21 protein-coding genes are annotated in these 25,849 nt (G+C 49.8%); 8 read left to right on the forward strand and 13 right to left on the reverse strand.

Going from position 1 to position 25,849, the window contains the following annotated elements; all coding sequences use genetic code 11:
- Positions 1-1,330 (forward strand): glucuronyl esterase domain-containing protein (locus AAGC78_RS20130; RefSeq protein ID WP_435785899.1); only part of this gene is annotated, 1,330 nt, incomplete at its 5' end.
- An 82-nt stretch (positions 1,331-1,412) separates the two neighbouring features.
- On the opposite strand, the gene AAGC78_RS20135 is transcribed toward AAGC78_RS20130, so the two are convergent.
- The 9 genes from AAGC78_RS20135 to AAGC78_RS20175 form a co-directional block, all read right to left on the reverse strand.
- Entirely contained in the window at positions 1,413-2,123 is a 711-nt protein-coding gene (locus tag AAGC78_RS20135) for a FadR/GntR family transcriptional regulator (protein WP_435785900.1), read from the reverse strand.
- A 104-nt stretch (positions 2,124-2,227) separates the two neighbouring features.
- Positions 2,228-5,035: an EAL domain-containing protein gene (locus AAGC78_RS20140; RefSeq protein ID WP_435785901.1), complete on the reverse strand. Its 2,808-nt coding sequence runs from the start codon at positions 5,033-5,035 to the stop codon at positions 2,228-2,230.
- Between the two features lie 325 nt (positions 5,036-5,360).
- Complete coding sequence (locus AAGC78_RS20145; protein WP_435785902.1) at positions 5,361-7,247, reverse strand: glycoside hydrolase family 2 protein; 1,887 nt, start codon at positions 7,245-7,247, stop codon at positions 5,361-5,363.
- A 206-nt stretch (positions 7,248-7,453) separates the two neighbouring features.
- Positions 7,454-7,777, reverse strand: a complete 324-nt coding sequence (locus tag AAGC78_RS20150; RefSeq protein WP_435785903.1) for a mobile mystery protein B — start codon at positions 7,775-7,777, stop codon at positions 7,454-7,456.
- A gap of 16 nt (positions 7,778-7,793) precedes the next feature.
- Positions 7,794-8,060, reverse strand: a complete 267-nt coding sequence (locus AAGC78_RS20155; RefSeq protein WP_435785904.1) for a hypothetical protein — start codon at positions 8,058-8,060, stop codon at positions 7,794-7,796.
- A gap of 36 nt (positions 8,061-8,096) precedes the next feature.
- Positions 8,097-8,552 (reverse strand): mobile mystery protein A, encoded by a 456-nt coding sequence (locus AAGC78_RS20160; protein ID WP_435785905.1) that lies wholly within the window; start codon positions 8,550-8,552, stop codon positions 8,097-8,099.
- Positions 8,553-8,726: 174 nt separating this feature from the next.
- Positions 8,727-11,822 carry an efflux RND transporter permease subunit gene (locus AAGC78_RS20165; protein ID WP_435785906.1) on the reverse strand — a complete coding sequence of 1,032 codons (3,096 nt, stop codon included), beginning with the start codon at positions 11,820-11,822 and terminating at the stop codon, positions 8,727-8,729.
- The gene (locus AAGC78_RS20170) at positions 11,819-14,902 is read right to left on the reverse strand and encodes a multidrug efflux RND transporter permease subunit (protein ID WP_435785907.1); all 3,084 of its coding nucleotides are present in this window, start codon (positions 14,900-14,902) and stop codon (positions 11,819-11,821) included. Before AAGC78_RS20170 ends, AAGC78_RS20165 begins: the two co-directional genes overlap by 4 nt.
- An 8-nt stretch (positions 14,903-14,910) precedes the next feature.
- Positions 14,911-16,083: an MdtA/MuxA family multidrug efflux RND transporter periplasmic adaptor subunit gene (locus tag AAGC78_RS20175; protein ID WP_435785908.1), complete on the reverse strand. Its 1,173-nt coding sequence runs from the start codon at positions 16,081-16,083 to the stop codon at positions 14,911-14,913.
- Positions 16,084-16,434: 351 nt separating this feature from the next.
- Between AAGC78_RS20175 and AAGC78_RS20180 the strand changes: the two genes are divergently transcribed.
- Entirely contained in the window at positions 16,435-16,791 is a 357-nt protein-coding gene (locus tag AAGC78_RS20180) for a hypothetical protein (protein WP_435785909.1), read from the forward strand.
- Positions 16,792-16,917: 126 nt separating this feature from the next.
- Here the strand turns inward: AAGC78_RS20180 and AAGC78_RS20185 are convergent, their stop codons facing one another.
- The 4 genes from AAGC78_RS20185 to AAGC78_RS20200 all read right to left on the reverse strand — a co-directional run bounded on the left by AAGC78_RS20185 (position 16,918) and on the right by AAGC78_RS20200 (position 20,012).
- Complete coding sequence (locus AAGC78_RS20185) at positions 16,918-17,808, reverse strand: hypothetical protein (protein ID WP_435785910.1); 891 nt, start codon at positions 17,806-17,808, stop codon at positions 16,918-16,920.
- 155 nt (positions 17,809-17,963) lie between these two features.
- The gene (locus AAGC78_RS20190; RefSeq protein ID WP_435785911.1) at positions 17,964-18,590 is read right to left on the reverse strand and encodes a hypothetical protein; all 627 of its coding nucleotides are present in this window, start codon (positions 18,588-18,590) and stop codon (positions 17,964-17,966) included.
- Positions 18,577-19,551: a DUF692 domain-containing protein gene (locus AAGC78_RS20195; protein ID WP_435785912.1), complete on the reverse strand. Its 975-nt coding sequence runs from the start codon at positions 19,549-19,551 to the stop codon at positions 18,577-18,579. Before AAGC78_RS20195 ends, AAGC78_RS20190 begins: the two co-directional genes overlap by 14 nt.
- An 80-nt stretch (positions 19,552-19,631) precedes the next feature.
- The gene (locus tag AAGC78_RS20200; RefSeq protein WP_435785913.1) at positions 19,632-20,012 is read right to left on the reverse strand and encodes a hypothetical protein; all 381 of its coding nucleotides are present in this window, start codon (positions 20,010-20,012) and stop codon (positions 19,632-19,634) included.
- A gap of 306 nt (positions 20,013-20,318) precedes the next feature.
- Here AAGC78_RS20200 and AAGC78_RS20205 point away from each other — a divergent pair, with 306 nt between their 5' ends.
- The 6 genes from AAGC78_RS20205 to AAGC78_RS20230 form a co-directional block, all read left to right on the forward strand.
- Positions 20,319-21,041 carry an alpha/beta fold hydrolase gene (locus AAGC78_RS20205; protein WP_435785914.1) on the forward strand — a complete coding sequence of 241 codons (723 nt, stop codon included), beginning with the start codon at positions 20,319-20,321 and terminating at the stop codon, positions 21,039-21,041.
- A gap of 108 nt (positions 21,042-21,149) precedes the next feature.
- Positions 21,150-22,001: a response regulator gene (locus tag AAGC78_RS20210; RefSeq protein ID WP_435785915.1), complete on the forward strand. Its 852-nt coding sequence runs from the start codon at positions 21,150-21,152 to the stop codon at positions 21,999-22,001.
- Entirely contained in the window at positions 21,973-22,725 is a 753-nt protein-coding gene (locus tag AAGC78_RS20215; RefSeq protein ID WP_435785916.1) for a Crp/Fnr family transcriptional regulator, read from the forward strand. The genes AAGC78_RS20210 and AAGC78_RS20215 overlap by 29 nt, the downstream gene beginning before the upstream one ends.
- A 110-nt stretch (positions 22,726-22,835) precedes the next feature.
- Complete coding sequence (locus tag AAGC78_RS20220) at positions 22,836-22,988, forward strand: hypothetical protein (RefSeq protein ID WP_435785917.1); 153 nt, start codon at positions 22,836-22,838, stop codon at positions 22,986-22,988.
- A 589-nt stretch (positions 22,989-23,577) separates the two neighbouring features.
- Positions 23,578-25,329, forward strand: coding sequence for a catalase (locus AAGC78_RS20225; RefSeq protein ID WP_435785918.1), 1,752 nt, complete (start codon positions 23,578-23,580; stop codon positions 25,327-25,329).
- A 201-nt stretch (positions 25,330-25,530) separates the two neighbouring features.
- Positions 25,531-25,849: DUF883 family protein (locus tag AAGC78_RS20230; RefSeq protein WP_435785919.1), on the forward strand; the 319-nt coding region annotated here is incomplete at its 3' end.

A 25,849-nucleotide genomic window follows, 5' to 3' on the forward strand; every position in this document is an offset into this window, starting at 1 on the left:
ACCATACGGTGTAGTGGGTGGTAATAATTGCCCGGTAAGTTCTGTTGTGCCAAGCAGTAGTTCATCCAGTGTGGTGATAGCACCTTCATCGTCCAGCCGTAGCTCCGCGGTAGTGACAGTTCCGTCGAGTTCGTCTGCGTCAAGCACGGGTAATAATGATCCGTTGCAACCCGTTGGTGTAGAAAATTCTGGTGCAGGATGTTTTATTCCCGCGCTGGCGTCTTATGCAAATCTCACCGCTAACGCAGCCTTACCTGATCCGTTCCGCTCGATAAATGGTAATCGCATTACCAGCAAATACGATTGGACTTGTCGTCGTGCAGAAGTGAGCAAGCAAGCGCAATTTTACGAACTGGGTGAAAAACCTGAGCCATCAACTGCGACTGTATCTGCTTCTGCAAGTGGTAATAATATTACGGTGAATGTGCAGGCAAATGGTCAATCCATTTCCTTTAATGCAACTGTGCAATATCCGTCGACCGGCAGCGCACCTTTTCCTGCGGTAATTGGTGTTGGCGGTTCATCGTTAAATAATTCCGGATTGCTGAGTCGCGGTATTGCGGTAATTAATTTCCCCAACAATGATATTGCCGAGCAAACCAATGGCAGCTCGCGCGGTAAAGGCAAGTTCTACACACTGTACGGCAGCAATCACGGCGCTGGTGCTATGACGGCGTGGGCCTGGGGTGTAAGCCGTTTGATTGATGCATTGGAAAAAACACCGGGCGCACGCATTGATGTAAAACATTTGGGCGTAACCGGTTGTTCGCGCAATGGTAAAGGTGCATTGATTGTCGGTGCGTTGGATGAGCGTATTGCGCTGACGATTCCGCAGGAAAGCGGATCAGGCGGCTCTGCTGCCTGGCGTGTATCCGACGCGCAAAAGTCAGCAGGACAAAACGTGCAAACCCTCAGTCAAATCGTGACGGAAAATGTGTGGTTCAGAAGTAATTTTTCGCAATTCGGTTCGACCGCCACTCGCCTGCCATTCGATCATCATCAAGTATTAGGTATGGTGGCACCGCGTGCGTTGTTAGTGCTGGAAAATACCGATCAGGAATGGTTGGGTAATGTGAGCACTTATACTTCTGCCGTTGCGGGGCGGGAAATCTGGAGCGCGTTGGGAGTTGCTGATCGCATGAGTGTGTCGCAACTCGGCGGCTATTCGCACTGTGTATTCCCGTCATCGCAACAGGCGGTATTAGATGCGTTTGTCGATAAATTCCTGAAAGGTTCTGGCTCAGGTAATACCAGCATTGTGCGTACGAGTGGGAGCTTCTCGGTAGACCGCGCGCGCTGGATTAATTGGACTACACCAAATTTGCAGTAGTGGTATTGATTAGTTTTCTCGGGAAATAAAAAACGGCAGCCATTGGCTGCCGTTTTTTATTCTTCAGGTTTTCTGCGAGAGATTATTTCTCTGCTGCAATTTCATCTTCAATAAAGTTTAACGCTTCATCGATCAGCGCCAGCATGGATTGTTTAGCGCGCTCAGGGTTGCGGTTTTTAATAGCATTGAATACTTTGGAGTGATCTTCCACAACGCCTTCATGGTTGCCTTTGATGGGGTTGGTGTGGCTGATACTCACGCGCAACGCAGTAGAAATAAAATCGCGCAGGCGAATATAAAAACGATTATTACTTGCATAGAGAATGCTGACGTGGAATGCGATATCCGCTTCCAAATCTTCTTTGCTATTGCCTTCCGCTTTGCGCATGCCTTCAAGCGCTTTTTCGATATTGTCTAATTTGGTTTGGTCGGCGTAACGCGCGGCAAGTGCAGCAGCTTCGGGTTCGATGGCGATGCGCACTTGCAGGAATTCTTTTAATACATGCAGTGATGGTTTACTTTCCAATACCCAGCGCAGCAAATCCGGATCAAAAATATTCCATTGGTCTTCCGGCAAAATGCGGATTCCCTGCCGTGGTTTACTGGAAATTAATCCTTTAGCGGAGAGCATTTTTACTGCTTCACGCACCGCACTGCGGCTCACTCCAAATTTTTCACAAAGCTCTGCTTCGGTTGGGAGACTGTCATCGGGGAATTCACCACAAATAATTGTGCGTCCCAGTTCTTGCACCATGCGTTGGGAAAGATTGAAGTTACGGTCGAGAAGCGCCATTGTTGTTATCGTCCAGGAAATACTTAAAGATGCCAGAAGATTAACGATTTATCGTTAATAATACAATCTGAGAATTGTCCGGCGGGCGCTGGTTGTGGACGGCGTTACATAATCCGGTGCAACGTTGTCCAGGCGTGATCGGGCTTCCAAGTGGCTGCCCATCGGGGTAGGTCGGCAGCGGGCATAGGGCGGGCGATGCCATAGCCTTGGGCGAGTTCGCAGCCGAGTGGGATCAGTAATTCACCGTGCGCGATTGTCTCTACACCTTCGGCAATCACTTTGCGATGAAACGCATTCGCAAGTCCGATGACCCCTTTAACAATCTCCAGATCGTCCGGGTCATCGAGCATATCGCGAATAAACGTTTGGTCAATTTTTAGCAGCTCAGCGGGCAAACGCTTTAAATAGGTCAGTGATGAGTAACCGGTTCCAAAATCATCTACCGCAAATTGCACGCCCAGCTCGCGACAGGCACGCATTAACTCTGCAACTTCGGTGATATCTTTTAATGCGCTCGTCTCAACGATTTCCAGTTCAAGAAAGTCCGGCGGCACATCGGGGTGTTGCGCTAATTGCGCGGCGAGGCGTGTGGCGAAATCATTTTGTTGCAATTGCAGCGCGCCCACATTGACGCTGACCGGAATATTAATGCCTTGCTGACGCCAGTGCGCAATTTGCAGCAGCGCATCATTGATTACCCAATCACCCAGCTCAATGCTGAGCGGATGATCTTCAATGACGGGCAAAAATGCAGCGGGCGATAACAGGCCGCGCTCCGGATGTTGCCAGCGCACCAAAGCTTCGGCACCAATAATTTGTCCGGTGCGCATATTCACTTTGGGTTGATAAAAAAGTACAAACTCTTTTCTATCGAGTGCAACGCGAATGTGTTCAAGCGATTCGCGTTGGTTTTTGGTTGCAATATCTTTTGCGACATCAAACAAGTGGAAGCAATTTTTGCCCGCTTGCTTGGCAATGTACATCGCTTGGTCCGCATGGCGTAACAGTTGGTCGGCATCGCCATTATCGCGGGGATAAACTGTTACACCGATACTGGCGGACACTTGTAAAAAGTTCTGGTTAAGCACAACCGGCTCAGCGGCAACTGATAATAAACGGGTTAATACGGTTTCATAATCCTCGGTCTTTTCCAGCCCAATCATCACCACAATAAATTCATCGCCGCCGATACGGGCAATCGTATCTCCCTCGCGCAAGGCTTCTTTTAAACGGTGCGCAATGTTCACCAATAATTGATCGCCGGTATCGTGGCCGTGTTGATCATTGACCGCTTTAAATCCGTCGAGATCGAGATAGACCACGGCAACCGAATCGCCTTTGCGATGGCTGTGGGCGATGGCTTGTTTTAAACGGTCAGCAAGCAGTACACGGTTGGGTAAACCAGTTAAAGCATCATAGTGGGCGATGTATTCAAGCTGGCGCTGATGTTCTTTAATTGGTGTGATATCGGTAAATAAATTCACGTAATTTTGCGCAATGCCGTGGATATCCTGCACTGCACTGATGGTCATCATCGACGCAAAGTGTTCACCATTTTTGCGTTTGTTCCAGATCTCGCCGTGCCATTCACCTTTGTTGAGCAGGTCGCGCCAAAGTGCATTATAAAATTCCGGAGTGTGGCGACCGGATTGCAATACGCGCGGATTTTTTCCGATGACTTCTTCACGGCTATAACCGGTAATCTCACTGAACACATCGTTGGTTTCGATAATATTTCCCTGCTCGTCGGTAATTAAAATTCCTTCACGCGCATGGGTAAAAACGCTGGCTGCCAAATGCAGACGAACTTCAGCGCGCGATTGTTCAATCGCGAGTGAGGTCAGGCGCGCTTCACTTTCAATCAGGCGAATTTCGGTATCGGTAGGGTTGCGCACATGGCCGTGGTAAAGCGCAAAGGTGCCCAGTACTTTTCCCTGTGCAGAAAAAACCGGTTGCGACCAACACGAATAAATATTGGCGCGCATTGCAATTTCACTAAAGGCGCTGGTCCAGGGATGTTTATGGACATTGGTAATGACTACACGATGCGCAAAAAATGCGGCGCTGCCGCAAACACCAATCCCTTCGCCAATTGGCAAACCATCAATCGCATTGATAAAAAAATATGGCAGGCCGTGGGACGCGCCTACATGTAACTTTTCTTCGTCGGCATCGAGCAACATGATGCTGCAAAAACTGCCCGGCAACAGGGTTTCGATATCCAGCGTAATAGCCGCCAAAATTTCATCGAGCGGAACCTTGGCGATTAGCATTTCCAATATGCGGTTATGGTGATGATGGCGTCGCTCGGCTTGTTTGCGTTCGCTAATATCCTGATAAATTCCGGTGAGGCGCTTTACCTTGCCGTTTTCCATGTGTGCAGTGCAGGTAGTGCGCAGATCAATCTTGCGGCCTTTGAAAGTAAATTTTTCGACTTCAATATCGAATACTTCGCCGGTTTCCATCGCGCGTTTTAATGCTTGGGAAATTTTTTCGCGCGAGCCGTTTGGATAAGCTGAAAAACCTTCGTCGAAGCTGGGTGTGTATTCTTCGGGGGTAGTGTCGTGGATGCGGTAGGTTTCATCGGTCCAGTGAATGCTGCGGGTGGGAACATCCATCTCCACTCCGCCGACTTTGGCGATGGATTGTGATGCATCCAAAATGCGTTTGCTTTTGCGCAATTCTTCCAGTTGCTCGCGCTCCAGCGAAGCAAGTTCTGCCAGTTGTTGCTCCAGTGTTTGCAATTCGGTGCGCTGCAATTCCAGCGCAAGGCGATAGACTTGTAGCTCGCGTTCGGTAGCCTGCTCGGGTGTCAATGCCGGTAATGGACCCGCGCGCAAGGATTGCTGCTGCAGTTTCTCCAGCGCACGGCGATAAAGCTCTGAGTCATCGAACGAAAATTCAGGCGACATATTGATTCCAATCCTTCAGCGAAAAACTCCCGTGCGACTGCACTTGGGCGCCTGAAAAATATAGCAGTGCAAAAGGCTGCTGTCGAAATTGTAAATGAAGGATAAGGCTCGATAGATCAAAATGATCCTGCGGCGCAGTAAACGCTCGATTTTATGGATAAGCAGCGGTTTTTTAATCGCTGTAAATGGATTTTACTAAAAAGCTAATCGCGTTTAATTGTACAAAAAAGAACAGCGGTAATTGAGTGTAATAAAATGGTCGGCTTGTGCCGGGGTTTTTTGCGGGTTTGCTCCCGCAAGTTGCGGGAGCAAATGATGGGCAGGGTTATTCGCTGGCTTTCGTTTGCTGTTCTTTTTTCTGGTAGTACTCTTGCAGCACAAAAAATGATTTCTTTTTCACGCCTTCGTTGGAGTAAATTCCTTTGCGGTTGAAATCGTCTTGAATGCCGTCGAGCAGGCGACGCGGTGAGCGGAAGTCAGCGAGAATCCAGGGTGATGTGCCGACAAAGCCATCGATTTTATCGACCATGCCCAAGGTTTTGCGATAGAGATTTTCCTGAAATTCTTCGGTGAAAATCTGGTTCACATCGCCGTGGAATCCTTGCTTGGCGCTGCCGCCAAATTCGCTCACAAATACCGGCTTGTTGTACTTGATCTCCCAGGTTACACGGTCTGCTTTTTCGGGCAAGCCATCGTACCAGCCGATGTATTGGTTAAAGCTCACCATGTCGACGATATCGGCCAGCGGGTCTTCCACTACGGCAATATTTTCATTGTCGCTGCGGTAGTGTTTTTCCATTGCGGCGCTGAGCAAGCGAGTGTTGTCCAGTGAGCGCGCTTTTTTCGCGAGACGCGCAAGGAATTGGTTGCGCACATCGGATACCGGCGTTTCATTTGCCAGTGACCAAATAATCACTGCCGCGCGGTTTTTGTCGCGCTCGATCATCGCAGATAATTGCGCTTCGGCATTTTGATAGGTGGCTTCATTTTTCCAGTTGATGGTCCAATACACTGGAATTTCTGACCAAACTAATAAACCCATTTGGTCCGCAAGGCGCACCATATCTTCGTTATGTGGATAGTGGGCGAGGCGCACAAAGTTTGCATTTAAATCTTTTGCCCAGTTAAGCAATGTTTGCGCTTCTTTGGCGTTGCTTACACGACCGCCACCGTCAGCAGAATATTCTTCATGCACGGAAATACCGCGCAAGAACAGCGGCTTACCATTGAGCAACAATTGTTTGCCTTTGGTGGTGATGCTGCGCAAACCGATAGTGTCGGTGAGTTTGTCGCCACCGCTGCTGATTTGTACGGCGTAAAGTTTTGGTGTTTCCGGTGACCAGAGTTGTGCGTCAGGCACAGCAAAGGAAAAGCTGGCATTACCGTTTTTATCGGCGGTCAGGGTTTGCTGGATTTTTAGTTCAGGCAAACGTAGTTGGATTTTTTCACCGCCTTTAGCTCCGTCCAATAACACCGATCCAGTTACTGTTTTTTGCTCCAGTGAATTGAGTGCAATTTTGTAGTCGCGGATAAATGTGCGCGGTACATTGAATAATTTCACTTCGCGCGTGATACCACCGTAGTTCCACCAGTCAGTGTTAAGTGTCGGCACTGCATCGGCGTGGCGTTTGTTATCCACTTTAATGATCAGCGAGTTGTCTTTGGCTTTTAGTTTGCCGGTTACTTCGTAGTGGAAAGGTGTAAAACCGCCAACATGTACGCCGAGTTTTTTACCATTTAAATAAACATCAGCACGATAGTTAACTGCACCAAAGTAAATAAATTGGCGATCCGTTTTTTTCGCTGTGGGCGCATCGAATTTTTTGCGATACCAAACACTGCCTTCGTAGTAATAGAGTTTTTCTTTTTGCGTGTTCCAATCGCCGGGAACTTGCAAGGTATCAGCTTTATCGAAATCGTATTCGATCAAGTCAGACGGCGTTTTGGGTTTTGAATCGGTAAAGAACGCATTGACCGAAGGATTTTCCTGCTGGTCAAACGGCTCATAGCGATAGTTGTAGTAACCGTTTTCGTAAGGATCAACAATAATTTTCCATTCGCCATTCAGCGAGGTGGCATCGCGAGTGTATGCCTGTAATGGCTGATCCTGTGAAGGGAGTACTGCTTGTGCAAGCTGCGTAAATCCAACACAGAGTGCAACTAGGCCGGCTGGAATCCAGCGGGTGATAAAAGGTTTCATAGGGCTATTCATGGGATTATTTCTCTTGTTATCGTCGGAGATTGTAATGCTGTGATTTCGCCCGTCTGTTGCAGGCTGATTGTCAGGAATAGCGTGAACCGCGTTGTTATTGTGATGTTGCCGGTGTGGTTGACCCGCGGTTGCGTCTGGGATTCTAGTATATTTTGGTCGAGCTAAAACCCCGCGTTGTAAAGCATTGCGGTAAATATTTGTTAACTCTATTTGGATTCCGAAATGTCACCGATAAATGCCAGGAGATTCTGATAGTTGCCTGTATCTGCCATGCGCAGGGCATCAATATAAGTACGTCGCCGTTCATTCATGTTCTGCAAATCTTCTTTACCAGCCCAATTGATGGCAGATTCACCCAGTACAGTGGTTAGGAGCGTGTCAGCCAGAATTCGTGCGTGCCGACCATTGCCATTTGGAAATAGATGGATATACACCAAGCGATGATGCAACCGCGCGGCAATTTCGTAGGTACCGTAAGTCTGGTGTTCAATCCAGTAGCGGACATCATCCAGTAATAGGCGCAGTTGCACGGAAATATAACGGGGATCAATTCCAAAATTTTTTTTCGGTAGTACGAAAATTTCCGGCCCACGACCAGACATCACCGAATAATCTTTTATGCAATTCCCGCACAAAACCTTCATGCAGAATGTCGTTGTGTTTGCTGCGTGATAACCAGCGCAAACCAGTTTGAATATTGGCTTGCTCAAGTTGATCGAGCTGGTTGCGAGTGGTGATATGTTTGAACTTCAGGCCGCGAATTTCATCGGGGTCGAGCGGCGTTGCGCCATCGGGATAGTGAATGCTTTGCATAAATGATTCGTCCTTGATGTATCTTGCTGGGAAATGTTAGTTGTCGTTCCACAAGTCGTTGGGCATTTCGCGAATCAACTCGTATTTAATTCGCTGTTCCTCAATCTGTAATTGTTCTGAATTTAACGCCTGACTCTCCAGAGCCATATGAATATGAGTTTGTCGCACAAGTTGTTCGGCTTTTTTTTGGGCTTGATTTGCAACGATCTCTTCAATTGTAGCGTTGGGAACCAATGCATAGACAACCCGGCAATTCATCGCCTCGGCCAAAGCTTGCATAGTTTTCAAGCTGATAGCACCTGACAATTCATTTTTTTCAGATTGAGAGATTTGAGAGCGCGTTAAACCCATCTTCCTTGCCAATTGGGCGCCCGACATTCCCAGCGCGCTCCGAACGGTGCGCAACCAACCTTCGGGCGGCATAGTAATTGTCATTTGTTGGGCAGCAGAATCAACTATTTGTTGATATTGACGGATGATTAGCTGTTTCATTGGGACAACCAGAGTCTTAATGTGTAGTTAAAGCTAACCGTATATGTATTTTTTGTCAATTTATAGGTTTACAATTTATTTTATTTGTTAAGCTATAGGTTGACGGTTTATGGGATGAATGGAGAGAGCCAAACCCGAATCAGGCCTGGCTGCTTTTGTTGATGGCACTGTTCGTCATGCGTGAGCAGCAGTTCTCGATAGCCCCCAATTCCTTAACTTTTCCATATACAAATACACCACTGGTGTAGTGAACAGTGTCAGCAATTGGCTTACGGCGAGGCCGCCGATAATGGTGATGCCGAGTGGGGTGCGCAATTCAGAACCTTCGTTAAAGCTGAGGATTAACGGCAGTGCGCCGAGCAGGCCGGCGAGGTTGGTCATCATGATTGGACGCAGACGCAGGAGTGCGGCTTGGAATATGGATTCGCGTGATGACAAGCCTTCTTTGCGTTCAAGATCCAGCGCGAAGTCGATCATCAGAATCGCGTTTTTCATCACTATACCAATCAGCAAAAATAAACCGAGCATCGCAATCAAACTGAACGGAGTATCGGTCAAGCGCAGTGCGAGCAGTGCCCCAATTCCTGCTGAGGGCAGGGTGGATAAAATTGTCAGCGGGTGGATGCTGCTCTCGTACAAAATCCCGAGGATTAAATAAACCGCGAGCAGCACGCAGGCGATAAGTATTACCGGGTCTTGCGCGAGCCCAGGTACGCTCGGGCCCCAGCCGCCGCCTTTACTGCCAGCGGGTGCGAGATAGACTTCGTTGGGCACCATCAGCTCGGCGACTTTGTTTTCAATGGCTGTGCGCGCTTGCTCATCGGTGAAACCTTCCGCGACTCCGTAACCAATACTTTCCGATGCGAATTGGTTGCTGTGGCGCACGCGGTCTTCCGCGAGGCCGTAACCAAAGCTGGAGAAGGTGGAGAGCGGAACGCGTTTGCCTTCGCTGGTGATGACTTGCAATTGATCGAGTACGGCGGGCGATGCGGTGTAACCCGGTTCCAATTCCATCACCACGCGATACTGGTTCATCTCGTCGTACATGGTTGAAACCTGGCGCTGCGAGAATGAATTGTTGAGCATGCTGGCTACCGTGTCCATATTCACGCCCAAACGCTGCGCGGCTTCACGATCAATCGTGAGTACCACTTGCTGGGTGCCGCCGTCCCGCACGCCATCGACTTCAGTCAGCTCCGGCATTTTTTCCATGGCGGTGGTGATTTTCGCAGCCCAGGTGTGCATCAATTTCAGGTCGTCGGAGAGCAGCATTAATTCCTGTTCACTGCGGCTAAACGGCGAGCTGAGGCGGATGTCCTGATCGGCGTTGACCATCAGGATTGCGCCGGGAATTGTCGGCATATTGCGACGTAAACGGTCGACGACTTGCTCCACCGATACCCCGCGTTCGGCCATGGGTTTGAGGCTGATGCGTATCCACGCATTGCTCATGCCGTTGCCACCGCCACTCGCACCGAATACGTCTTCAATTGCCGGATCGTTCAAGAGTAGCTGGCGATACTCCTGGATTTTCGGCTGCATAATTTGGAACGAGAAACCATCGTCGCCACGGATAAAACCGGTCATTTGGCCGGTGTCCTGCTCGGGCAACATGGTCTTGGGAATGGCGACATAGAGGTAAATATTCAGTCCGATGACTGCTGCGAGGATCAATATCACAACCCGGCTGTGGTTCAGCGCCCAGCCGAGGGCGATGGCATAGGCTTGTTTGATGTCATCAAAAATACCGGCTTTGTGTGTTTTTTGCGGCTCGGTCCCAGGCGGCTCTTCTTTAAGTAGAAGTTGTGCGCTGAGTGCAGGAGTAAGGCTGAGCGAAATTACTAGCGAAATAACCATCGCGGCAGCGAGCGTGATGGAGAATTCGCGGAACAGTTTTTCCACCACGCCGCCCATCAGCAGGATGGAGACGAATACCACTACCAGAGTGATATTCATCGCGAGCAGGGTAAAACCCACTTCGCGGGTGCCATCAATCGCTGCACGGAAAGGAGTTGCGCCGCGCTCGATATGACGCTTGATGTTTTCCAGCACCACGATTGCATCGTCCACCACCAAACCGGCAGCAACAATCAGTGCCATCAGCGAGAGATTGTTGAGCGAGAATCCGTACAAATACATGACTGCAAAGGCGCCGATAAGGGCGACTGGAATCGCGAGGCTCGGGATCAGTGCAGTGCGGGCGCTGCCGAGGAACACCCAGACGACGCCTACTACCAGCAGCACTGAGAGCATCAAGGTAATTTGCGCTTCACTTAGAGTGGCGCGGATGCCGGGAGAGCGATCCATTACCACTTTGAGCTGGGTGTCGGCGGGCATTAGTGAGCGCAACGCGGGAAGTTGGGCATTGATGGCATCAATAGTCTCGACAATATTGGCTCCGGTCTGGCGACTCACGGTCAGGGTCACTGCCGAACTTTGGTTGTGGAAGCCATCGGTGTAGCGGTTTTCGACTGAATCGCTAACGGTCGCAATATCTTGCAGGCGCACCAAGCCGCCATCCTCGTTGTAGCGGATGATCAGGGTCTGGTAATCGCTAGCCTTGCGCAGTGTTTCACTGGTGCGCACTTGCCAGCGGGTGTCGTTCTCTTCCAGTAGTCCGAGCGGGCGCAGCACGTTGGCGTTATTGATGGCGTTGCGCACTTCATCGAGGGCGATACCGTAGTTGGCCAGCGCATTGGGATTGAGTTGGATACGCACCGCCGGTAGCGATGCACCGTCAATCCCTATTTGGCCGACGCCTTTCACTTGCGCCAGTTTTTGCGCAAGGATGGTGGACGCAGCATCGTAAAGGGCGCTGGGCGAGAGGTTGGGCGAGCTGAGCGCGATCGCCATAATCGGTGCTTGCGACGGGCTGACTTTGCGATAACTTGGATTGCCCGGCATACCGGCGGGCAACTGGCCGCGCGCCGCATTGAGCGCGGCTTGTACATCGCGCGCGGCGGAATCCAGATCGCGGTCAAGCGTAAACTCGACCCAGATCATGCTACTGCCCTGAGTCGAGTTGGAGTTGATCGCAGTGACACCGGGGATACTGCCGAGCGCGCGCTCTAATGGTGTGGCGACTGTCGCCGCCATACTTTCCGGGCTGGCGCCGGGCATACCGGCATAGATCTGGATAGACGGGAAATCCACTTGCGGCAGCGGCGCCACCGGCAGCATCCGCCACGCCAACAAGCCAAGTAGGACAATGCCGACCGCTAGCAGGCTGGAAGCGACGGGGCGTTTGATAAAGGGTTCGGCGATATTCACGCGCGTGCCTCTTCGACAGTTTCGTCGCTCGCCGGATTTTTGTTGACCCAGCGATCAAAGAACAAATACACCACCGGCGTGGTAAACAGGGTGAGTACCTGGCTTACCAGTAATCCACCGACCATCACCAAACCAAGTGGCTGGCGCAATTCCGCACCGGAACCGCTGGCGAGCATCAAGGGAACGGCACCAAACAAAGCGGCGAGAGTGGTCATTAAGATTGGACGGAAGCGCATAAGCGCAGCGCGATGGATTGCCTCGCGCGGGCTGAGGCCGAGGCTGCGTTGGGCTTCAAGGGCGAAGTCCACCATCATAATGCCGTTCTTTTTCACCAGTCCGATTAATAGCACCACGCCGATTACCGCAATCAAATCCAGCGGTTGATCGGTCAATAAAAGCGCGAGCAAGGCGCCCACGGTGGCGGATGGCAAGGTGGAGAGAATGGTCACCGGATGGATAAAGCTCTCGTACAAAATCCCCAGTACGATGTACATAGTCACTACGGCAGCGAGCACTAACCAGAGTGTGTTAGTAAGCGAGGCGCGGAAAGCTTCGGCTGCGCCCTGGAAGCGCAACTCCAGGGCTGCGGGCAAATCCAGATCGGCTTGCGCCGCTTCAATTGCATCGATTGCTTCGCCGAGCGAGGCGCCGTTGCCGAGGTTGAACGAGAAAGTCGTCGACGGGAATTGGCCTTGGTGATTGATCAACAAAGGTGCCGGGCGCTGGCTGACTTTAGCTAGTGTGCTCAGCAATACCGGTTTGCCTGAACTGTTGGCGACGTAGGTATTTTCCAGTGCTTTCAGGCCTTGGGCGTAATCGGGATCAACCTCCAATACCACACGATATTGGTTGGCCTGGGTAAATAAGGTAGCGATCTGCCGTTGGCCGTAGGCGCTTTGCAATGCGGTAGAGATATCGCTGACGCGCACACCAAGGCGCGCGGCGGCATCGCGGTCGATCTCAACATAGGCTTGCAGGCCACGGCTTTGCAGGTCAGAGGCAACATCGGCCAGCGCCGGTTCCTGACGCAAACGCTCCAACACGCGGGGCACCCAGTCATCGAGCAGGGAGGAGTCGGGCGTGGTCAGGCTGAACTGGTATTGGGTGCGGCTGACGCGGTCTTCGATACTTAATTCCTGTACCGGCTGGAACCAGGCAGTAATGCCGGTCACGCCGCCGATGCGCTCTTGCAGGCGCTCGATTATCTCGCTTGCGCTTGCATCTCGTTCACCGTGCGCCTTGAGGTTGATCAGCAGGCGGCCAGAGTTGAGGGTGATGTTGCTGCCGTCTACACCGATAAAGGATGACAGGCCTTCCACTTCCGGATCTTGCAGGATCAGCTCGGCCAGCATCTGCTGTTTCTCGGCCATAGAGCTGAACGAAATATCCTGCGGCGCTTCGGTTACGGCCTGGATTACGCCGCTGTCCTGAATCGGGAAAAAGCCTTTGGGCACGGCGAGATAAAGCCCTGCGGTCAGCACAACTGTGCCGATCATCACCGCCATAGCTGCTGGTTGGTGTTGCAACACTTTGTCCAGCCCGCGCCCGTAACTGACAATCAAGCGCTCCATAAAGTCGGGCTTGTCGTCGTGATGTACCGGCGCGTGCTTGAGCATGCGCGCGCACATCATGGGGGTGAGGGTGAGCGATACTAGTAGCGAGATTCCAATCGCGACCGCCAGTGTGATTGCAAACTCCTGGAATAATCGCCCGACCAAATCGCCCATAAACAGTAGTGGAATCAATACCGCGATCAGGGAAACCGTCAGGGATACCAGCGTAAAACCAATTTCGCCCGCGCCTTTAAGTGCTGCGTTCAACGGCGTCTCGCCCTGTTCGCGGTGGCGGGCGACGTTTTCCAGCATCACTATCGCATCGTCCACCACAAAGCCGGTGGCGATGGTCAGCGCCATCAGTGACAGGTTGTTGATCGAAAAATCCATGAAATACATGACCGCAAAAGTGCCGACCAGCGAGAGCGGCACCGCGAGGCTGGGGATAATAGTAGCGGGCACTGAACGCAGGAATACCAGCGTTACCGCGACCACAAGGCAGATCGCAAAAATCAGTTCTTTCTGCACATCGCGAATAGATGCCCGGATGCTGTGGGTGCGGTCGCTCAGGGTGGCGACGTTAACGGCAGCGGGTAGCGACGCGGTTAATTGCGGCAGCAGATCCTGAATGCTGTCGGCCACATCGATCACATTGGCGCCCGGTTGGCGTTGGATGTTGATCAATACCGCCGGTTGCTCATTGGCCCAAGCAGCGAGGAAGCGGTCTTCGGCTCCGTTTTCAACTGTCGCCAAATCGCCCAAGCGCAGCGGCGAACCTTCATTCCAGCTGATCAACAGGTCGCGATATTCCTGGGTGGAGCGCATCTGGTCATTGGCGTCGAGCATGGTGGAGCGATATTGGCCGTCGAAGCTGCCCTTGGGCTGATTGGTGTTGGCCGAGACTATCGCACTGCGCACTTGCTCAAGGCTGAGTTGGGTATTCGCCAAGGCATTGGGGTTGACCTTGATGCGGATCGCCGGACGTTGCCCGCCCGCCAAAGTCACCATGCCCACGCCCGGTAACTGCGCCAGCTTTTGCGCCATACGCGAGTTCACCAGATCATACACTTCCGGCAACGGCAGGCTCTTCGATGTCACCGCCAGCGTCATAATCGGCGCATCAGACGGATTTACCTTGCGATAAATCGGTGGTGTCGGCAGGTCAGACGGAAGCAAATTGGCGGCGGTATTCAGGGCGGATTGCACCTCTTGCTCCGCTACCCCCAAATCTACTTCCAACGAAAATTGCAGGGTGATAATCGAGGCACCGGTGGAGCTGGTGGACGACATCTGTTTCAAGCCGGGAATCTGCCCGAGGCTGCGCTCCAGCGGCGCAGTGACGGTGCGCGCCATGACATCGGGGCTGGCACCGGGGTTAAAGGTGAAGACCTGGATAATCGGATAATCAACTTGCGGTAAGGCCGCAACCGGCAGCAGGCGAAACGCCAAAATGCCGGATAATAGCAGCGCCAGCATCACCAGCGAGGTGGCGACCGGGCGCAAAATAAACGGACGGGAAATGCTCATGGGTTATCTCATTTAGTGGCGAGGGGCTGATCCATCACTTTTACGTCTTTGCCTTCCCAGAGGCGGTCGATCCCTTCCAGCACTATCTGCTCACCTTCTTTCAAACCTTCCAGCACCTCGGTGCGCGCGCCTTCCAGCGAACCCAATTTAATTTGGCGAATCGTGGCGATATTTTTTTCGATCACATACACGTAAGTGCCTTTTGAACCGTATTGCACAGCATCAACCGGAATAGTCACCGCACCATCCAACGTGCTCAGGTGCAGGCGCGCGTTTACAAATTGATTCGGAAACAGGCTGTCATCGGTATTTTCAAATTGCGCTTTCAAACGCAGGGTGCCGGTGGCGGTATCAATTTGGTTATCCAGCGTGGTGAGTTTGCCGGTCGCCAATAAACTTTGTTCACTGCGATCCCAGGCCTCTACTGCCAATGCCGCAGTTGTTTTTGATGCAGCAGCATGAGCGCCACGCACCGCGACTAATTGGTTCTCTGGGATGGTAAAAGAAACTGCAATAGGTTGGGTTTGTGTGAGTGTCACCAAGCCTTCGGTATCACCGGTGCTAACAAGGTTGCCGATATCCACACGACGCAAACCGAGACGGCCGGTAATCGGTGCGGTAATACGGGTATAAGAAAGTTGCAGGCGTGCATCTTCAACTTGGGCAGTGTGGCTTTTGATGGTGCCGCGCAGTTGGTCAACCAGCGCTTGTTGTTTGTCGAACTGTTGTTTCGCAATGGATTTCTGTTCAATCAAGCGCTCATACAAACGCAAATCGTCTTCAGCGTTTTTGAGTTGGGCGCGGGTTTCTTGCAGAGTACCTTCAGCTTGTGCGAGGCGAACTTTGTAAGTTGCCGGATCTATTTCTGCCAGCAAATCGCCGGCTTTTACTTGTTGCCCTTCTTCAAATAATACGCGCAAGAGTTGGCCATCAACGCGGCTGCGTACCGTCACTGTATTAAGCGGCACTACGCTGCCAATTGCTTTGATGTGGACTTTCAAATCCTCTTTAGTCACCTTGACTACATGGACAGGAGTTGGGCCCATCCAAGGATTGGGTGGCGGTGGCAGTTTTTCATCTGCGCCACGGCTAAAAAACCACACCAGTAACAACACCACAACAAGGGCAAAGCCCGCTAACCAGCGCTGGCCGCGCGTTAATCGATCCAAGGGTAGACGCATGAAAAAATCCGCAAATCAAAAAAGAGTCGGTAGATAGCCTTTTTATGGTTTATCACCACAAAAGGCGAAATTTGGCATGTAAAACGCGAGACTAGAGGGAGGGATATAAGCCCGCAACTGATTTTACATTTCTCGACGTTTTAACGGTGCAAAGCCAAGGCAATTAGTTTGCCAATTGTTGCAGTGCCGGTAACATACGGCAGTGGCCGATGCGTCACAACAATCGCTAGTCGTATTGTTTTTATTTGCACATTTGCTGGTTGATTTGCTGCAGAACTGCGCTTGCCCGATGCTGGGTACAGAATGCGGACAGGACAAAATAATGACGAAATTTTTAAAGGATAATAAGTAATGTTAGATAAACCAGTTGGTCATGTTTTTTCAGCGGATGACGCCGCATCACTTTCACCGCGCCAGCGGATGCATTTAATTTTATTGGGGGTGGAAAGTGTTGCTGCTGCCACTCGCTTTTATGAAGCGCTCGGGTGGAAAAAATCCCCTACAGGAAATGAGGGTTTTGTAAAATTTGATCTGGGTGGTTATGCACTTTGCCTGATATCGCGCGCAGACTTTGCCAAAGACGCTCTCTATGAATCTCCGGTCGGTACCGGTTTTTCAGGTGTGGCGCTAATTTATCTGGCGCAGACTGCCGATGAAGTTCCGCGCATTTTGGCAAAAGCAGCGGAGGCGGGGGGGGCACCATCGTAAAACCAGCTACCCGAACACACTGGGGAGTTGCCGGTTATTTCAAAGACCCTGACGGCCATTTATTTGAAGTGGATTTTGAAGAAGCCTGGGTATTTGATAATGAACACCGCTTGGTGGTCGATAAAGTCAATTCGTAAGCGGGTCAATTAAATATTGTTGGTATTCATCATCCAGGGTAGAAATAAACGGGTTGTGCATTTTAATAAAATGCCGCTCGTTTAATTTTGCGCGCGCAATATCCTGTTCGTTTGCTTCACGCCAGAGCTGCATGTACGAACCATCTTTGTAAGCAATCTCTATCCCTTTTTTAATACGATCCATTAATGCCTGATTATTTTTGTTGCTGAAAATAAACTTCGGCAGCGGATAATAAAGTGCGAGTTTGTTATCCAGCTGTAGGTCAGTTGCATTTTCTGTTTTAAGTTCGTGAAAATATTCAGCGGGGCTCGGGCAGAAAATATCAACGCGACCGGCCTGGGTCATGCGGAACAAGCTGGTGATATTCGTTCCTTCAACAATTTGCAGCCCGTGATGTTGCAAAATTTTGGCATCAAGCCAGCCCGCTCCCACCCCGATTTTATATTGTTGCAGTTGTTGCAAATTTTTTATTTCCCGCACCTTTTCGGTAAGATTTTTATTGGTGTAGCAAATGCGATAACTGTGTGCGCCCAATTCAAGCGGGAAGGGAATATAGATAAGATTTTTATTTGCCAGCAGCTCATCTTCATAACTCAGTGTCATCACGAAGTTTTCGTACTTATCCTGATTCAATGCCGCTATGGCATGAGGGCGCGAAATAACATTAACGGGCACCATCTCGAAGGTGCCGGTTTTTTCTGCCGTCTTTGCCAGTGCGAGTTCGATGGCGCTCTGCTCAAACGTCTTGCGTTGGGTGTCACCAAACTCCGAACGTTTGTAACTCACCACCAAAATTTCACCCGAGTGATTCGCCCCCGTTTCCGCTTGGGTCAATGGCGCAATAGCCGCCAGCAAAATAATCCATAAACGTAAACGCATTTGGTAGATCCGGATATAGGATGGGATAGATATAGAAAAAATGAATATTAATGTTGTTATCGGGCGAGATGATAGCTGACCTGAGCCTTAGTGAATACTCCCGGTCAGCGAGTTGGCGATTTAATACGGCGAATTAACATGGCGCATGAGCGCCGTTAATTAATGCGGAGGCTGTTATGCGCTGTTATTGCAGATGGGTTAGTTAACTGATACTCGGATTCAAGCGCCAAACGCCAGTAATTGGGCAAATCGGGCGAGACAATTAAGTAATAATCCCGCGTGTGTTCAGGTAATTCGCCACCGGTTAAGAGCGCACTGAAGAGTTTGATTGGATCGCAGGTGAAGTGCAGGGTTTGCACGGGAGATGAGTGCCAATCCCCATTGCTTACGCTGGTTTGATAAGCATGTTTTATCGCGTATTCAAATGCGGCGAGGGTTTTGATGTTGTGGCTGGAATCTGAATGACGTTGTAAGTATTGTGCAAACTGCTCCAGCTCGGCAGCAAAAAATAAACTGCGCACGGGCTGGTTGATAATGTAATCGTAGAGTAACTCTTCAAGCCCGCTGCGTTTGATAAGTTCGACAGTCAAGGGGGCGGCAGAACACAAGCGTGTTATACGCCACCACTGTTGCGTTTGTTGCGTCACTTTTAAACCCTGCGCCTGCGGCAATTGGTCAAGCCATTCACTTTCCGCGCGCGTCAAGTTGTAATCCTTGCGGCATTCGCGCTGATAGCCGCGCGCAAATTCCACCATGCTACGTTGTACATCAAGCAGCGACATTGTCTTTATCCTCTTGCTTGTTAAATTCCATTTTGTCTGTGAATGGATTGCAGTGAATAGTGAGATACTGATTCCACAATGTTTTGCAGCGCTGCAATTGCGCGACAATATTTGCCTCGCCCATCAATGGCAATGCCTGCTCCAATACTTCATAGGTAATTGCGCAGAGGTTGGGTGCTTGCGGTAATATCCATTCAAGCAACTCCCATACAGCATCAGGCACTTCACTGCTGTGCACATCCAACAGGAAACCTTCGTGGATAATGCCACCGGCAACGTGAATTTCAATTACACGATCTAACTGCAAGCGCGCCAGTGCGTGATAGGGATCAAAACCAAAATTGATTGCGTTGCAATAAAAATTATAAAGATCGAGCAATAACCCACAGTCAGTGCGTGCAACCAGCTTGTTGAGAAAATCTATTTCGTCCCACTCGCGTCCGTCTTTGTAGGTGTCAGTCAACGCGGGTAAATAATAGGTAGTGTTTTCCAGTAAAAACGGAACTGCGTAGCGATTACATAATTGTTGAATGCGAGGACAAAGCAAATCCAAAGCGTCCTGCGTAAATGGCATAGGCAGTAGCAAACCGGCGTGGTCTTCTGATCCGTCCTGATTTTTTACCAGCGTAAAACCAAGGTGTTCGCTGTGCCAGGAAAACGATTGTTGCTGCGCATACTGGTCGAGCATACTGAGGTAATCGCTATTCCATCCGCTCGCGGAGCCGATGGAAAGGCCGAGGCCGTGAACAATCACCGGGCAGAGATTGCCGATCGCAAGTGCATCCTGCAATTTGCTGTTATCCATTCGAAAATGGCGAGTGTTTCCGGTGAAAACTTCTTCGCAGAAAATATCCGGGCTGATTTCAATGTAATCAATGGTGGAGAGATTGTTGCGGATTAAATCCTGAAAATCCCAGTGGTAATTAATGCCTACCCCGAGTTTGCGTAGTGGCTGCAGCATATCCTTGTCCCTTATGTGTTGTGCTGATAAAAGCCAACTGCTTTTATCAGCACGTCCAATTCACATAGCCTGCAATGCGCTTAGTAACGTTGTGTCAATGTTGCAGCAGCAGGGATGCGGGTTTCGAGACGAATAACGGGGTCGATGCGGAAGCGCAAATCAAAACCGTTAAAGCCGCAGTTCAAACATCCGGTTAATTTTCCGAGTTGTTTAATAACGCTGTACAAATCATCCAGCACTACATCGCTGCTATTAAAAGCAACATCGATGACTTGTGGGCCAGCGACTGCACCTTTAATTACATTGCCGCCGGCATCGTAGCAAGTTTGTGCGCTTGCTGATTCCGCAACCGCGAGAGTTGCAACTGCGCCAGCAGCCAATACTGAGTTGCGCAAAAAGTCGCGGCGCTCTTTGGTGGTTGATTCGTCGATTTTTGAATCTACTGATTTATCTTCAGACATGGTCCTTCTCCTAAAAGATTAAACAAGGGGGAAAAGAGCAAAGCCCGCGGCCCGATCACTGAACAGCGTTTTGCCCTGCCAATAATCATATTCCCTTGTGGAGAAAAACTGCCGTGAAAAAGGGTGGCTTGATGTTGTGATTTATTCACTTTTTGCGCTGAAATACTTATATGCGAAAAGTGGTTCTCTGTGCCTTGGCGAACAGAATTACCCGCGCCACATCCGCAATATACAAAGTGTGAAAAACTGGATTTATAGCTCCCCGTTATTTTTCGTCATTAGCCGCGGCTGTTTTAAGGAGATTTTATGTTAACTACGCAGTTTCCTCATGTCGTTGCGCTCCCCGGTTTGGTCAATGATTCCCGCTTGTGGCAACATCAAGTCGCTGGGTTGACTGACATTGCCCATGTGTGGCCGGGCGATTTAACCAAGGCAGAAACGATTACGGCGATGGCGGCATCGGTGTTGGAAAATGCACCGGTGCAACAGTTTGTGTTAGCGGGCATGTCGATGGGTGGTTATGTGGCGCTGGAAATTATGCGACAGGCACCCGAGCGAATTTTGGGTTTGGCATTATTGGATACCAGTGCGCGGCCGGATACGCCCACCGCATTGGAAAATCGCCGCGCTGCTATCGAACGGGCGGAAGTGGATTATCAAGCGGTGATCACTGAGCTAATACCCAAACAATTGCATCCAGCCCATCTTGAAAATGAATTCATGGTCGAGCTTGTTAAAGACATGGCATTCAGTCTCGGCAAAGACACTTTTATCCGTCAGCAAAAAGCGATTTCCAACCGGATCGACAGCCTGCCGTTTTTGCCGCTGATCAAATGTCCGACTTTGGTAATTTGCGGGCGCGATGATGCAATTACGCCGCTCGGCGTGCATCAGGAATTGGTGTCGGCAATACCCGATGCTGGTTTGGTAATTATTGATGAGTGCGGTCACTTGTCACCACTTGAACAGCCGACACGCGTTAATGATGCTCTTGCACAATGGTTAGAAAAAATTGGCCTTCGCAGCTAAGTCAGTAGCCAGTTCAACAAAAGTTTTGGAATCGATTTGTTTATCAATATGTTGCAAAAAATGTTGCAAAAAAATGATGGCGCTCACAAGAGTAAAGGAGAGAATTCTATGATCCTCGACGAGGCAGATATTCTCAATGCCCGAATCCTGATCGTCGATGACCAGCTCATCAATGTGCAGTCGCTGGCGGAATTGCTGACGGCAGTTGGCTATACCAATGTGACTTCCACTACCGATCCCTGCCAGGTTTATCCACTGCATTACAAACACAAGTACGATTTAATTTTGCTTGATTTACAAATGCCTGAGATGGATGGTTTTGAAGTAATGGAATTACTCAAAACCGATGCTACCGAGAGTTATTTACCGGTGATTGTGCTCACTGCCCAGCCTGAACATAAATTGCGTGCACTGCAGGCGGGCGCGAAGGATTTTGTGAGCAAGCCTTTTGATTTGGTGGAAATTAAAACACGCATTAACAATATGCTTGAGGTGCGTTTACTGTATAAAAAATTGGAAGACTACAGTCGCTCTCTTGAAGCTACGGTGGCTGAACGTACCGCAGCATTGCGTGAGAGCGAAGCGCGTTTTCGCAGCCTGACTGAATTGGCATCGGACTGGTATTGGGAGCAAGATGAAACCGGGCGCTTCACAAAAATATCCGGCCCGGTGTTGGATATGCTCGGTATTGATGTAGAGGCGGGTGATCTCGACGCAAGCCGCATTGCCGGTTGGGACGCAACCGAGCACGCCCAATTGCATGCTCGTATTGCAGCGCGCCAACCGTTTATTGATTTTCCGTTTAGCCGCACCGCGCCCGATGGATCGCAACGACATTATCGTGTAAGCGGAGAACCTATGTTTGATAACGCTAGCCATTTTATTGGCTATCGCGGTATAGGTGTGGAATGCAAACCAATGGTGCTCAGTGATGAAAGTTTCAAAGCTATCACTCGTTAAAGTGAAACGTTTGTCGGTACCTGCGTATGATCCGGCGCAGCATCCCGAGTTAAACCATTTATTGCATTCCTTGCCAAAAAATGATTTGGCTCAGCATTTGGAGTTGGTGCACTTGCCGCTGGGTGATGTGCTTTATGAACCCGATAAACCATTAGCGCATGCTTACTTTCCCACTACGGCGATAGTGTCGTTGCACTACGTCACCGCTGCGGGCGCATCGATGGAAGCAGCGAGTGTTGGCAATGAAGGTATGGTCGGGCTTCCGCTGTTTATGGGCGGCAATACTACGCCCGGCTCTGCGGTAGTTCGCACTGCGGGATACGCCTATCGCATAGATCGTGCGCTGCTGAAAAAAGAATTTAGCCGCGCGAGCAGTTTGCAACAATTGTTGTTGCGCTATACCCAAACGCTGGTCAGTCAAATCTGCCAAAACGCCGCGTGTAATCGCCATCATTCGGTTGAACAGCAACTCAGCCGTTGGTTATTGCTTACGCTGGATCGCAGTGCGTCCGGGCAGTTTGTAATGACCCATGATTTAGTCGCCAATATGCTCGGCGTGCAGCGCGATAGGGTTACGGCCGCTGCATTACATTTGCAGGCTTTAGGTTGCATTAGTTACAGGCGCGGGCATATATCGGTGCTCGACCGTAGTCTATTGGAGAGTCGCGCCTGTGAATGTTATGGCCTGGCTAAAAATGAATTGCGTCGGCTGTTAGGAGCCTAGTGGTAACGAATAATTTTTGTTCGCTTACGCACTGACGATGGTACAGCGGTGAAGCAAACTCTGTTCACCGTGCCGCTAGAAAGTGGCGTTCATACTTCCGGAGAATCCTGATGAATAACAGACCTAAAGGAATCAAACTGGTGTTCGCGTTGGTGGGTATTTTGTTTTTGGCATTTGTTGCTTATGGTCTTGCTACCGATTGCCCTAACACTGCTGGTTATTTTTTCTGCAGCGACTCAGAGCAGAGGGTTTTGCGCGATTAGTATTCGCTGTTTTCATGATCAATATTCTTTTATGTCATGTACAAATATTGTTTAGGAATAATATTAACCAATACCTGAACAATAAAACTGATTCTGACTTTCATGCCAATCAAGCGCGGTTAAATAAAATCGGGCTAATGGAAAAATCATTAGCCCGACATTTTGTGTGATGCGCATTACAAATTAAAACTCTTTGCGTGCTTGTTCAGCTTTCTTTAATCTTTTGGCATCGTGTTTTTCTTTGGCAGTTTTCGCTGCCGGTTTTTTGGATTCCTTCTTACTATCTTGAGATTTGCTCATGATGCTGGCCTCAAAAAAAATGAATGAATTGGCGCATGGACTCGCCACTCTTAAGGCTAGACCAGATTTCTTTTATTTACCTCTCATCGCTAATAAAAAACGAAATTTCTGATCTGTGCGCTAGCGCACGGCGACCCTACTGAGGGCAGTAGTAGCCTGCCTCGCTCCCTCTAAAACCCCCGGGAAGGACCCCCAAGGGGGAGTTATTTTTCCTTCAAGATTGCTCACTTTTCGCAAGCGGCGAAAGTTGAATCGGCAACCCAATTCATTTTTTCAAGTGGACAATTCCATGACAAACTTCACAAGTTATACCCCGGCTGGTAAGAGCAGGGTTGTACAGGGAGTCGCTGATAATCACCTCCCTTATCAAGGTGATGTTCCTGCACAAATTGTTAATACGCGTGGCGTAGGTGCCTACGGACTCTTTCATGTATATGAACCCCAAAGCGAAATAACCAAAGCGGATTTCTTGCAAAATCCCGATGTGTTTACTTCTGTGTTTGTGCATTTCTCCAGTGTTGCCAATGCGCGCGGTGTAATCGACAGTGTGCGCGGATTTACTGTGCGTTTTTATACGCGCGACGGCAATTTCGATTTGGTCGGTAATAATACGCCTGTGTCTTTTATTCAAGGCAAGCGCCCGGTGCTTACCGAAGTATCGAGCCATGAAATTCCACAGGACTTGCCACAAACTGCATCGCCTCAGGATATTTTTTGGAACGGCATGGTGCGCGCACCGGAATCCATGCACGCACTTATGTGGGCTATGTCAGATCGTGCATTGCCACGCAGCGTGGCGATGATGGAAGGGTTCGGCAGCAATAGTTTTCGCTTTACTAATGAGCAAGGAAAAACATGCTTTGCTCGCTTCCATTGGAAACCGGTGCTGGGCGTGCATTCACTGGTGTGGGATGAAGCGGTAAAGCTGGCCGGTAAAGATGCCGATTTTTATCGCCATCATTTATGGAACCTGATTGATCAAGGTCAGTTCCCCGAATGGGAATTGGGTGTGCAGATTGTTGCAGAAGAAGATCAATATAAATTCCATTTCGATTTGCTCGATCCCACCAAATTAATTCCGGAATCATTGGTGCCGGTGCGCATCATTGGCAAGCTGGTATTGAATCGTAATCCGGAAAATTATTCGGCGGAGTCCGATCCAGTTGCATTCCATTCCGGTCATTTAGTGCCGGGCATTGAATTGGGAATTACCTGTGCAAATCGCGCTGCAAAAATATCGCCCTGCGGTGCATTGTTTAATGATCATTATTCACAGGCCGCGCTTTTTTGGCGTAGTCAATCGGCGTGGGAGCAAAACCATATAGTTGCGGCATTTTGTTTTGCCTTGGCAAAAGTCAGTATCCCGGCAATACGGGTGCGCATGCTGTCTAATTTAACCCAGGTAGATCCTTCGTTTGCGCAATGTGTTGCGCGCGGTTTGGGGATGGAATTACCTGCGCCGCCAGAAAATGCAGGAACTCTTCCGTTTACAACCATTCCGGTAATTGATCCTGCGCTGAGTATGATGAGTTCACGCAAAGATTCTATCCTTGGCCGTTATGTCGCCGTGCTGGTTGCCGATGGTTTTGAAAGCGATCGTTTTTTTGCATTGCGCCACAATCTTGCTGCTGGCGGCGCGACGGTAAAAATGATTTCAACTCGCCTCGGTGAAGTAACCTGTAAAAACGGCAATCGTTTTCATATCGATCACAGTTTGCTTACGGCGGGTTCAGTTATGTTTGATGCTGTTTATGTTCCCGGTGGGCAAGTCAGTGTGGAAGAGCTGTGCAAAAATGCCAATGCCGTTTTGTTTGTAAAAGAAGCTTACAAACATGGCAAGGCTGTAGGCGCGAGCGATGAAGGTGGCATGCTGATTACCCGTGCAGCACGTTCGTCGATTATGTCGGATAGCTTCAGGGGTGCAGGTGTAATCATTGCGCCACTCGGCTCCGAGTCTGCGACATTTGTGCAGCGTTTTGTGGATGCACTGGCTCAGCATCGTTTTATTGATCGACCGGATTTGGATGCAATTGTTGCTTAAAGACACCCGTTAGCTAATTGAAATCGTCAGCGCATGAATTTCATTTTTTCGTGCGCTGACGAACAGAGGCAGGGAGGGTAGGTGATTAGTATCAGTCGTGTGTTTTGAATAATCCTCACTCCGCCAACATTGCTGGAGTTTGGAAATCCTTTCGCAGCGTACGACATTTACTTTCAACTACTCGCAATAAGGAATTTAACTATGTCTATTTTATCAAGCACTCCAGTAGCTAACGCTAAAATCAAGCATGCCGAAGTCCAAGCGGAAACCGCTTTGTCTAACATCTCTCACGAGTTCCGCAACTTTGTGTCAGACGTTGAAAGCCTGTTGAAGGCAACCAATAGTTTGTCTGGCGAAGAGTTGGCAAAAGCGAAAGCGAAATTAGAGCAGCGCATCATAGCGGCTAAACATTCTGCTGAAGAAATTGGCGGCTCTCTTGCAAATCGCGCACGCAAAACTGCCGAGAGCGCAAACAATTATGTGCATGAGCAACCATGGCCTGCAATCGGCGCTAGCGCCG

This window comes from Cellvibrio sp. (genome assembly GCF_039207905.1).
Classification (GTDB): Bacteria; Pseudomonadota; Gammaproteobacteria; order Pseudomonadales; family Cellvibrionaceae; genus Cellvibrio.

Bases quoted from the DNA above. Each gene is read 5' to 3' on its own strand.
- AAGC78_RS20135 (WP_435785900.1), bottom strand. From the start codon at position 2,123: ATGGCGCTTCTCGACCGTAACTTCAATCTTTCCCAACGCATGGTGCAA.
- AAGC78_RS20140 (WP_435785901.1), bottom strand. From the start codon at position 5,035: ATGTCGCCTGAATTTTCGTTCGATGACTCAGAGCTTTATCGCCGTGCG.
- AAGC78_RS20145 (WP_435785902.1), bottom strand. From the start codon at position 7,247: ATGAATAGCCCTATGAAACCTTTTATCACCCGCTGGATTCCAGCCGGC.
- AAGC78_RS20155 (WP_435785904.1), bottom strand. From the start codon at position 8,060: ATGCAAAGCATTCACTATCCCGATGGCGCAACGCCGCTCGACCCCGAT.
- AAGC78_RS20160 (WP_435785905.1), bottom strand. From the start codon at position 8,552: ATGAAACAGCTAATCATCCGTCAATATCAACAAATAGTTGATTCTGCT.
- AAGC78_RS20170 (WP_435785907.1), bottom strand. From the start codon at position 14,902: ATGAGCATTTCCCGTCCGTTTATTTTGCGCCCGGTCGCCACCTCGCTG.
- AAGC78_RS20175 (WP_435785908.1), bottom strand. From the start codon at position 16,083: ATGCGTCTACCCTTGGATCGATTAACGCGCGGCCAGCGCTGGTTAGCG.
- AAGC78_RS20180 (WP_435785909.1), top strand. From the start codon at position 16,435: ATGTTAGATAAACCAGTTGGTCATGTTTTTTCAGCGGATGACGCCGCA.
- AAGC78_RS20185 (WP_435785910.1), bottom strand. From the start codon at position 17,808: ATGCGTTTACGTTTATGGATTATTTTGCTGGCGGCTATTGCGCCATTG.
- AAGC78_RS20190 (WP_435785911.1), bottom strand. From the start codon at position 18,590: ATGTCGCTGCTTGATGTACAACGTAGCATGGTGGAATTTGCGCGCGGC.
- AAGC78_RS20195 (WP_435785912.1), bottom strand. From the start codon at position 19,551: ATGCTGCAGCCACTACGCAAACTCGGGGTAGGCATTAATTACCACTGG.
- AAGC78_RS20200 (WP_435785913.1), bottom strand. From the start codon at position 20,012: ATGTCTGAAGATAAATCAGTAGATTCAAAAATCGACGAATCAACCACC.
- AAGC78_RS20205 (WP_435785914.1), top strand. From the start codon at position 20,319: ATGTTAACTACGCAGTTTCCTCATGTCGTTGCGCTCCCCGGTTTGGTC.
- AAGC78_RS20210 (WP_435785915.1), top strand. From the start codon at position 21,150: ATGATCCTCGACGAGGCAGATATTCTCAATGCCCGAATCCTGATCGTC.
- AAGC78_RS20215 (WP_435785916.1), top strand. From the start codon at position 21,973: ATGAAAGTTTCAAAGCTATCACTCGTTAAAGTGAAACGTTTGTCGGTA.
- AAGC78_RS20220 (WP_435785917.1), top strand. From the start codon at position 22,836: ATGAATAACAGACCTAAAGGAATCAAACTGGTGTTCGCGTTGGTGGGT.
- AAGC78_RS20225 (WP_435785918.1), top strand. From the start codon at position 23,578: ATGACAAACTTCACAAGTTATACCCCGGCTGGTAAGAGCAGGGTTGTA.